Here is a 6,000-nt window from a genome sequence, read left to right on the forward strand (position 1 = left end):
TTATTTACGTGCAATTGCCATAGACAATCAACCCAATTTATTTTTTAGCAAGTACCTCTCCTACCAAATGAACAGTGCTTACTGTTGGATTTGCATTTGACGTAACGGTTACTACCTTATCTTGCATGCCCATTTTACCTTCGCTATTAAAAACTACGCTAATTACCCCTTCTTTACCTGGCAAAATAGGTTCGCCCGGTACCTGAGGAACAGTACAACCACATGTTGCAGTTGCATTTGAAACAATAAGCGGACTTTTACCTGTATTTTTAAGTTTGAAATCGTGCTTAACCTTCTCACCTTGCGTTATTTTACCGAAATCGAAAATATCTCGTTCGAAAACAATAACAGGCGCATCTGCCGGAGCAACTTTAGCTGTTTTTGAAGTATCGTTGCCAACTGAAACAGCTGTTGCAGTTTCGCTGGTTTGATTATTTGCATTACGACATGCTGCAAATGAAAGCGCAGCAATAGCCAAGATAAATGTTCTTTTCATTTTTAATCTTCGATTAATCCGCGACCGATCTTTTTAATCGTATTGTTTTTCTTAAGATCGCCTAAAATTTTGTCTAAAATACCGTTAATAAATGAATTACTCTTCGGTGTACTGTAATCTTTTGATAACTCTAAATATTCGTTGATGGTTACTTTAACCGGAATAGATGGAAAGTTTAACAATTCGCAAATGGCCATTTTCATTAAAATGGTATCCATTAATGCAATACGCTCCGATTCCCAGTTTTTAGTTCTATCGGCAATCATTTCCTGATATTTTGCATCATTCTGCAAAGTATGCACAAAAAGATCCTGAACAAATTTGCTGTCTTCAACCCAATCTGCACTAATTTCGGTCAATTTATTTTTAAAAGGATCTTCGAAAGTAAAGTTTTTCAAGGTTTTGGCCACCATACCTTTCATCACTTCGTGATCTACCTGCCAGTTGATAAATTTCTCTTCGAAAACCTGCAAAATGGCCTGGTTTTTTAAGATGATTTTCCTGAAAATGTATTTGATGATATCTTTTGACGACTCTAAACTTTCGTTTGGATCGGCAAGATAATCTGCATATTCTTTTGATGCTTTTAAGGAATTGTAAACTGTTTTACGGATTTCCGGATCGAACCCCCAATCTACCTTGTATTTTTTAACTGCAGATACGTACTCGGGATTCTGCTGCATTAAAACGCTAAACTTATTGTGCAGCAATTTCATGTTAGGATTAATATCCTCTGCGGTTTTAATAAACTTATTTGCGCGCTCTGCGGCGTCGTTAGCAGTAAATTCGGTAACTTCTACCATTAAAGATAACATCCAGATGTACATTTCGTACACACTGTCGATGCTCTGCATTAAAGTTTTCAAATCACCTTTAATGTCTTTTTTGTCTGCCATGTGCCAAGCAAAAATATTTTGCAAAGCTTTGATTCTTAAGTGCCTTCTGTTTAACATGAATGTAAGAACGAGTGCGGTTTTTTTAAAACCTGTTTTAATAATTATGATTTAATATGACGATTTAATTTTTTTAACATCTGCAATCCGTTTTTCGGCTATGCGATTGGCTGCAATATTGGTTGATATATTTTCGGTTTTGCTTAACTTAATTACACTTCGTGTAGCATCGTAAATATTCTCTGTAAGCTGTACGGTGCGTTTTTTACCAAAGCCGGTCAACTCCGAATAACAAGAAATTAATCCACCAGCATTAATTAAATAATCAGGCGCGAATAAAATCCCTTTCTTCAAAAGTAATTCGCTATCTAAAACCTCATCTTTTAACTGATTGTTTGCTGAACCTGCAATAATTGCAAACTTCATTTTTTCGATGGTTTTGTTGTTAACGGTAGCCCCCATTGCACAGGGCGCATAAACATCGGCATCAGTGGTAAAAATTTTATCGGCTTCGATCGGTTTTGCTTTATATTTCCGGGCAACGTAAGTTAATTGCTCCTGGTTAATATCGCTGATCAAAACTTCGGCGTTTTCTTTTCTTAACAGTGCAACCAAATGCTCACCAACATTTCCGATACCTTGTACTACAATGGTTCTTCCGGCCAGCATATCTGTACCGAAAACTTCTTTAACACTTGCTTTAATGCCTAAATAAACACCTTGCGCGGTAAAAGGAGCCGGATTACCAGCACCACCAATTGATTCGGGAACACCAGTAACATAATTGGTTTCCATACGGATATATTCCATATCACGCGTATTGGTACCCATTTCTTCTGCCGTAATGAATTCGCCATTTAGGTTTTTAATAAACCTACCGTAGCTACGCATTAAAGTTTCTGTTTTATCTTTCCTGGAATCGCCAATAATAACGCCTTTCCCACCACCCAGATTCAATCCGGTTATCGCTGCCTTGTAAGTCATTCCACGCGATAAACGCAGTGCATCTTCTAAAGCTTCGCCTTCTGTACTATAACTCCACATACGTGTTCCACCTAAAGCAGGGCCCAATGTGGTATCGTGTATAGCAATAATTGCTTTTAAACCTGTATCTGGATCGTTGCAAAAAACCAATTTTTTATGGCCATAGGCACTTAATTGATCTAAAATTGAAAAACCTGACGGAGAATTTGCTGGCATATTGAACGTTCGGATAACCTGCTGCAAAATTAAAATAAAAAACCATTATTACACGTATTTAACGAAACTATAACAAAATTAATTCGGTTCTGACTAAATTAATAAACCTTTGAGATTTTTAAAACCTGGTTAAATTCACTAATGTTTGGTTCGTGAAGACACGAACCAAGGCGTACGAAGCGAATGAGATAAACATCCAATGCTTCTCAGTTTCTATAATTAAACTGACAACAGAGTTCGTTTAACCAAGCCCTATTGCCATAGTTAAATAAACCTGATAGCAATGTAAAGCCCGATCCTTCAATCGGCTTGAAATGGATAGCAGGGCTACTATAGCGATGAAAGGCAGAACCACTCGTTTTCAAAAGCAAAAACATTTAAAAGCAAGCCCTACAAATAACATTTTGCGCCACCAATGTCATTAATTTTTAAAGCTTAGACCCGAATAGATAAATATGCGTCATGAAATAACAAAATTAGCTAAGTTTGTATAGAATGAAACATTTAAGCCGATTAAACAAATACTTTCTTAAATACAAATGGTGGATTATACCCGGAAGTATTTTCGTGGTAATTTCTAATATTTTTGGTGTAGTGCCAGCCCAGGTAATTGGATATGCGGTTGACCTGATTACCGAAAACATTCAGGTATTTAATCTGTTTTACGGTTTCGATCGCCAGGCTATAATTTACGATATATTTAGCAGCAATCTTCTGTTTTTTGGTTTGCTGGTTATTGCACTTTATTTATTGCGGGGGCTTTTTCTGTTCTTTATGCGCCAAACCATTATTTTAATGTCGCGGCATATAGAGTTCGATATGAAAAACGACATCTACCAACATTATCAGGAGCTGAGCCTGGGTTTTTACCGCCGAAACAATACCGGCGACTTAATGAACCGTGCCACAGAAGATGTTAACCGGGTAAGGATGTACGTTGGTCCGGCGATTATGTACACGATTAATACTTTTGTGTTATCGGTACTTATTATATGGTCGATGTTTGATGTAAATGCAAAACTAGCCATTTACTGCTTATTACCCCTCCCTTTTCTGGTGGTGATTATATACTATGTAAATACTTTGATCTTTAAAAAAAGCGGGAAGATACAGGAACGTTTATCAGATCTTTCGAGTTTTGTGCAGGAACGTTTCTCGGGGATCCGGATCATTAAATCATATGTCCGTGAAGATTATACCAGAAACATGTTCTCCATCCAGAGCAACGATTATAAAAAAGATTCGATGAGCCTGGTTAAAGTATCGGCACTGTTTTATCCAACCATGCTTTTATTAATTGGCCTGAGTACCATTTTAACCATATATATAGGTGGTATCCAGGTAATGAATGGCAGCATCACCGCAGGGAATATTGCCGAATTTATCATTTACATCAACCAGTTAACCTTTCCGGTAACCATGTTGGGCTGGGTTACTTCTTTAATTCAGCGGGCTGCCGCATCGCAAAAACGGATAAATGAATTTTTAGATATCCCCTCTGACATCCAATCGAAGGAAACTGTTGAAATTGAGCTAACCGGCAATATCAAGTTCAACCAGGTAAGTTTCACCTACCCAGATACAGGGATTGAAGCCTTAAAAGATGTGAGTTTCGAGATTAATAGTGGCGAATTTGTAGCCATTATCGGAAAAACGGGCTCCGGGAAATCGACATTGGCCAATCTGATTATGCGGATGTATGATGTAGAAAATGGTGCCATTGATATTGATGGAAAAAATATTAAAGCTTTAAACCTTAAAGATTACCGCAGCCAGATTGGCTTTGTACCACAAGAGGTTTTCTTATTCTCTGATACCATAAAGAACAATATTGCCTTTGGTTTAGACCAGGTTACGGATGAAGAAGTGCATACTGCTGCTAAAAATGCCTCGGTTTATACCAATATTATCGATTTTGAAGAAAAATTCGAAACCATGCTTGGCGAACGTGGAATAACGCTCTCTGGAGGACAAAAACAACGCGTTTCTATCGCCAGAGCATTAATTAAATCACCTAAGATTTTAATATTCGATGATTGTCTTTCGGCGGTTGACACTAAAACCGAGGAGGAAATACTACAAAATCTTGGTAAAATTATGGATGGAAAAACAAGTATTTTAATTGCCCACAGGATTTCTACCATTAAAAATGCGGATAAGATTTTGGTGCTGGATAATGGCAAAATCATTGAACAAGGCACACACAATGAATTACTTAGTTTAAATGGCAGCTATACGGAGCTTTATAACCACCAACTTTTGGAGGAGGAAACCCGAACTATTTAAATTGTATTAAAATTGTATTTTGAACTTTAAATATTTGCTTTATATTTACCGAAACCAAAAACCAACATCAATACCAACCATGGGAGAATTCGACAACAAGGAAAGAGAAGAAGTTTTTTCAAAGAAAGTAAGAGCAGGTAAGAGAACTTATTTCTTCGACGTGAAGGCTACTAGATCGGGTGATTATTATTTAACAGTTACCGAGAGTAAGAAAAGATTAGAAGACGGTGTGTTTGTAAAACATAAAATCTTTTTATACAAAGAAGATTTCGAAAAATTTGCAGAAGGACTAAATGAAACTGTTGATTACATCAAAACTCACCAAGATGTGGTTGAAAAACGTTATGAATATTCTGAAAATGGAGAACATAGCACTAAAGCAAGCGACGATTTTACTTTTTAAGTAATATAATTTCAATAAAAAAGCCTCCTGATTTTAAAAGTCGGGAGGCTTTTTCGTGTGCGTAATATTTTATTTTATGCCTCCGCCTGAGAGTACTGCCAACAGCAAAAGAAAATAACTGACTATCAATACGATGGTAATTACACCCCAAAATTTAAAGAGCGATTTTACATGAGCAATGGCATCATTTAAATTTTCCTGATCGCCGAACAAAACCCCTTGTTTAACTTTGGCCGAAAAGCGCAGCAGCAATAAACTAGGATAAAAAAAGAACAAAGCCAACAGCAGGTAAAATATGGTGATGCCTGTTGCACCAATACCGCCCAATGGCCCCAATTGATTGAGCATCCCTGGATTAGCCGTTACCGCAGCCCCTATTCCAAATGAACCCAGGGTTAAAAATGCCGAGATAACAAAACCCACAACTGATAAAAATCTTGCCCATTTACTCATATCGTAAAAATAGCTCCGCATTTCTTCGGTAACAACCAACTTTACTTCCTGGGGCACTTCATTTTCAAAATCTTCCATTTATCTCTATCTATTTTGGGCTAAACTTAGATAAAATATAGATTTGATACAATAGCAAGGGTTTAAATAAAGGTTTTAAAAGCTTATCTTTGCGCGGAATTTTAGGCGGAAGGCGGAAGGCGGAAGGCGGAAGGCGGAAGGCGGAAGGCGGAAGGCGGAAGGCGGAAAGCGGAAGACGGAAGAAGGAAGGC

General features: G+C 37.4%; 7 protein-coding genes. 2 read left to right on the forward strand and 5 right to left on the reverse strand.

The annotated features are described in order from the left end of the window. Positions 1-37: 37 nt before the first annotated feature. The 3 genes from LQ201_RS21625 to LQ201_RS21635 are packed head-to-tail and all read right to left on the reverse strand — an operon-like array spanning position 38 to position 2,589. Positions 38-496, reverse strand: coding sequence for a DUF1573 domain-containing protein (locus LQ201_RS21625; RefSeq protein WP_230145119.1), 459 nt, complete (start codon positions 494-496; stop codon positions 38-40). Positions 497-498: 2 nt separating this feature from the next. Next, the gene (nusB, locus tag LQ201_RS21630) at positions 499-1,449 is read right to left on the reverse strand and encodes a transcription antitermination factor NusB (RefSeq protein ID WP_215132507.1); all 951 of its coding nucleotides are present in this window, start codon (positions 1,447-1,449) and stop codon (positions 499-501) included. Positions 1,450-1,500: 51 nt separating this feature from the next. Beyond that, on the reverse strand, positions 1,501-2,589 hold the full coding sequence (locus LQ201_RS21635; protein WP_230145118.1) for a Glu/Leu/Phe/Val dehydrogenase: 1,089 nt from the start codon (positions 2,587-2,589) through the stop codon (positions 1,501-1,503). 495 nt (positions 2,590-3,084) lie between these two features. On the opposite strand from LQ201_RS21635, the gene LQ201_RS21640 reads away from it, so the two are divergent. Continuing rightward, positions 3,085-4,875: an ABC transporter ATP-binding protein gene (locus tag LQ201_RS21640; RefSeq protein WP_230145117.1), complete on the forward strand. Its 1,791-nt coding sequence runs from the start codon at positions 3,085-3,087 to the stop codon at positions 4,873-4,875. Positions 4,876-4,954: 79 nt separating this feature from the next. Beyond that, a complete protein-coding gene (locus LQ201_RS21645) occupies positions 4,955-5,278 on the forward strand; it encodes a DUF3276 family protein (protein WP_029275977.1) in 324 nt (107 codons plus the stop codon). Between the two features lie 69 nt (positions 5,279-5,347). Here LQ201_RS21645 and LQ201_RS21650 read toward each other — a convergent pair whose 3' ends face one another. Beyond that, positions 5,348-5,809 carry a hypothetical protein gene (locus LQ201_RS21650; RefSeq protein ID WP_230145116.1) on the reverse strand — a complete coding sequence of 154 codons (462 nt, stop codon included), beginning with the start codon at positions 5,807-5,809 and terminating at the stop codon, positions 5,348-5,350. A 10-nt stretch (positions 5,810-5,819) separates the two neighbouring features. Beyond that, positions 5,820-6,000: hypothetical protein (locus LQ201_RS21655; protein WP_230146691.1), on the reverse strand; the 181-nt coding region annotated here is incomplete at its 5' end.

It is taken from the genome of Pedobacter sp. Bi126 (genome assembly GCF_918698245.1).
Taxonomy (GTDB): Bacteria; Bacteroidota; Bacteroidia; order Sphingobacteriales; family Sphingobacteriaceae; genus Pedobacter.

What these genes read in the sequence shown, in the direction of transcription:
- LQ201_RS21625 (WP_230145119.1), bottom strand. Translation starts at nt 496, where the DNA reads ATGAAAAGAACATTTATCTTGGCTATTGCTGCGCTTTCATTTGCAGCA.
- nusB (WP_215132507.1), bottom strand. Translation starts at nt 1,449, where the DNA reads ATGTTAAACAGAAGGCACTTAAGAATCAAAGCTTTGCAAAATATTTTT.
- LQ201_RS21635 (WP_230145118.1), bottom strand. Translation starts at nt 2,589, where the DNA reads ATGCCAGCAAATTCTCCGTCAGGTTTTTCAATTTTAGATCAATTAAGT.
- LQ201_RS21640 (WP_230145117.1), top strand. Translation starts at nt 3,085, where the DNA reads ATGAAACATTTAAGCCGATTAAACAAATACTTTCTTAAATACAAATGG.
- LQ201_RS21645 (WP_029275977.1), top strand. Translation starts at nt 4,955, where the DNA reads ATGGGAGAATTCGACAACAAGGAAAGAGAAGAAGTTTTTTCAAAGAAA.
- LQ201_RS21650 (WP_230145116.1), bottom strand. Translation starts at nt 5,809, where the DNA reads ATGGAAGATTTTGAAAATGAAGTGCCCCAGGAAGTAAAGTTGGTTGTT.